Consider the following 3291-nt stretch of genomic DNA (forward strand, 5'->3'; position numbering starts at 1 on the left):
GGCGGGGGCGGGGGCGGGGGCGACTCCGGCTGGCGGTGGGCGATACCGAGCGCGGCCGTGGGCGCGGCGGCAGGAGCGGGTGCCCTGCACTGGTTCCGCCGCCGCACCCAGGGGGAGCCGCCCGGCCAGGAGCTGGTCGACGCCTGACCGGCCGCGTGGCCGCCTGCGCCGGGGGCCCGGGAAGTCTGACCACCCGTGCGCCCCCGCCGCTCAGGCCGTGGGCAGCCCCGGTGCCGGGAACGCCGCCATCAGCTCGGCCACCTCGCCGCGGATCTTCAGGAGCGCGTCCTCGTCGCCGGCCCCGGCGGCGCGGACACCGCGGTCGATCCAGTCGGCGACGGTGTCCATGTGCGCGGTGCCGAGGCCGCGGGAGGTGAGGGAGGGAGTGCCGATGCGGACACCGGAGGGGTCGAACGGCTTCCTGGGGTCGTAGGGGACGGTGTTGTAGTTGACGACGATCCCGGCCCGGTCGAGGGCCTTCGCGGCGACCTTGCCGGGGACGTCCTTGGGGGTGAGGTCCATCAGGATCAGGTGGTTGTCGGTGCCGCCGGAGACGAGGTCGAAGCCGCGGGCGAGCAGGGCGTCGGCGAGGGCCCGGGCGTTGGCGACGACGGCGTGGGCGTAGTCGCGGAAGGAGGGCTGGGAGGCTTCGTGCAGGGCGACGGCGATGGCGGCGGTGGTCTGGTTGTGGGGACCGCCCTGGAGACCGGGGAAGACGGCCTTGTCGATGGCCTTGGCGTGCTCCTCGCGGGCGAGCAGCATCGCGCCGCGCGGGCCGCGCAGGGTCTTGTGGGTGGTCGTGGAGATCACGTCGGCGTGCGGCACGGGTGAGGGGTGGGCGCCGCCGGCGATGAGCCCCGCGATGTGGGCGATGTCGGCGACGAGCACGGCGCCCGCCTCCCGGGCGATCTCGGCGAAGGCGGCGAAGTCGATGGTGCGGGGCAGGGCGGTGCCACCGCAGAAGATCAGCTTCGGCCGCTCCTTCAGGGCGAGTTCGCGTACGGCGTCGAAGTCGACGAGGCCGGTGTCCTCCCGTACTCCGTACTGCACGCCGCGGAACCACTTGCCGGTGGCCGACACGCCCCAGCCGTGGGTGAGGTGGCCGCCCATCGGCAGGGCCATGCCCATGACGGTGTCGCCGGGCTCGGCGAAGGCGAGGTAGACGGCGAGGTTGGCCGGGGAGCCGGAGTAGGGCTGGACGTTGGCGTGGTCGGTGCCGAAGAGGGCCTTGGCGCGGGCGGCGGCGAGGCGCTCGACCTGGTCGATGTTCTGCTGACCCTCGTAGTAGCGGCGGCCGGGATAGCCCTCGCTGTACTTGTTCTGCAGGACCGTGCCGGAGGCTTCGAGGACGGCGGCGGAGACGTAGTTCTCGCTGGGGATCAGGCGGAGCGTGTCGGCCTGGAGGCGTTCCTCGGCCCCGACGAGGGCGGCGAGTTCGGGGTCGGCGGCGGCGAGAGCCGGGTGCTGGTGGGCAGGGGGCTGCGTCATGGCGTCCTCCGGGGCGAGCGGTGAGTGTGTCCGGTCGTGGTCCCGGGGTGCCCAGGCGGGCGGCACCTCGAAGGCGTTGCCTCGCACGGCTTCCTCAGGGTCGATTCCCTGTGCGCCAGTCGCCGTGCTGTGAAAATCCAGCCTATCGGGCGCTCCACCGTGTCGTGGTCCTTCGCCCAGGTCGTTCGTCCAGGATGCGAGCGACGATAGGAAGCAACGACAGGAACGGCGCCACGTGCCCGTCCTGTCCCGGAAGAACGCGCATCGCGCCGTGAACAGCCGGAAAAAGTGCGCACAACGACGTGCGCCCGCGAGAAACGGAGCCCCCGTGACTGCTACGGAAGACCTCATCGCCTCGGCCGAAGCGCACAGCGCGCACAACTACCACCCCCTGCCGCTCGTGGTCGCGTCGGCGGAGGGCGCCTGGATGACGGACGTGGAGGGACGCCGCTACCTGGACATGCTCGCCGGGTATTCGGCGCTCAACTTCGGCCACGGCAACCGCCGCCTGATCGAGGCGGCCAAGCAGCAGTTGGAGCGCGTGACGCTGACGTCGCGGGCGTTCCACCACGACCGGTTCGCGGAGTTCTGCGCGCGCCTCGCCGAACTGTGCGGCAAGGACATGGTGCTGCCGATGAACACGGGCGCGGAGGCCGTGGAGACGGCCGTGAAGACGGCGCGGAAGTGGGGGTATCGCGTCAAGGGCGTGCCGGACGGCCGGGCGCGGATCGTGGTGGCGGCGGACAACTTCCACGGCCGTACGACGACGATCGTCAGCTTCTCCACGGACCCCGAGGCGCGCGCGGACTACGGCCCGTACACGCCGGGCTTCGACATCGTGCCGTTCGGCGACCTGGACGCGCTGCGCGAGGCCGTCACGGACGACACGGTGGCGGTGCTGATCGAGCCGATCCAGGGCGAGGCGGGGGTCCTGGTGCCGCCGCCCGGCTATCTCCCCGGCGTCCGGGAGCTCACCAGCGACTACAACATGCTGTTCATCGCGGACGAGATCCAGTCGGGGCTCGGCCGGACGGGCCGGACGTTCGCGTGCGAGCACGAGGGCGTGGTCCCGGACGCGTATCTGCTGGGCAAGGCGCTCGGCGGGGGTGTGGTGCCGGTGTCGGCGGTGGTGGCGGACGCGGACGTGCTCGGGGTGTTCCGGCCGGGCGAGCACGGGTCGACGTTCGGCGGGAATCCGCTGGCGTGCGCGGTGGCCCTTGAGGTCGTCGCGATGCTGAACACCGGCGAGTTCCAGCAGCGGGCCACGGAGCTGGGCGAGCACCTGCACGCGGAGCTGGGCCTCCTCGTGGGCACCGGCAAGGTCACCGAGGTGCGCGGGCGGGGCCTGTGGGCGGGCGTCGACATCGACCCGGCGCACGGCACCGGCCGCGAGATCTCCGAGAAGCTCATGGACCGCGGGGTCCTGGTGAAGGACACCCACGGCTCGACGATCCGGATCGCGCCGCCGCTGGTGATCAGCAAGGAGGATCTGGACTGGGGGCTCGACCAGCTTCGCTCGGTCCTCGCCTGAGCGCTTCGCTGGATGTGCGGCGTCTTCGTGCGGGCCGGTGGGGGCTGGGCGCGCCCCGCGGCGGAGCCGCATGTCGATACCGCCCCGCGCCCCTTACGGGGCGCGTCTCCTACGCGACGTTGTTCGTAACCTCGTACGCATCCTCGAACGCGGTGACGCCCAAGGCCGCCCGGGAGCGGGCGGTGGCGCGGTCGACGTCGGCGCGTTCCGCCGGGGGCAGCGGCGTGCCCTCGGCCGCGCGCAGGGCGGCGGCCTCGCCGAGGAGGGCGGCG

The 3291-nt window shown here is 72.8% G+C and carries 2 protein-coding genes and 1 riboswitch; of the genes, one reads left to right on the plus strand and one right to left on the minus strand.

Features of this window, described 5'->3' with window-relative positions:
• Positions 1-210: 210 nt before the first annotated feature.
• A complete protein-coding gene (locus STRAU_RS31055) occupies positions 211-1488 on the minus strand; it encodes a serine hydroxymethyltransferase (protein ID WP_037663059.1) in 1278 nt (425 codons plus the stop codon).
• A 42-nt stretch (positions 1489-1530) separates the two neighbouring features.
• Positions 1531-1621, minus strand: a riboswitch (ZMP/ZTP riboswitch).
• Between the two features lie 195 nt (positions 1622-1816).
• Between STRAU_RS31055 and rocD the strand changes: the two genes are divergently transcribed.
• Positions 1817-3019 carry an ornithine--oxo-acid transaminase gene (gene rocD / locus STRAU_RS31060; RefSeq protein WP_016644379.1) on the plus strand — a complete coding sequence of 401 codons (1203 nt, stop codon included), beginning with the start codon at positions 1817-1819 and terminating at the stop codon, positions 3017-3019.
• Positions 3020-3291: the final 272 nt, after the last annotated feature.

Source organism: Streptomyces aurantiacus JA 4570, assembly GCF_000414115.1.
Classification (GTDB): Bacteria; Actinomycetota; Actinomycetes; order Streptomycetales; family Streptomycetaceae; genus Streptomyces; species Streptomyces aurantiacus_A.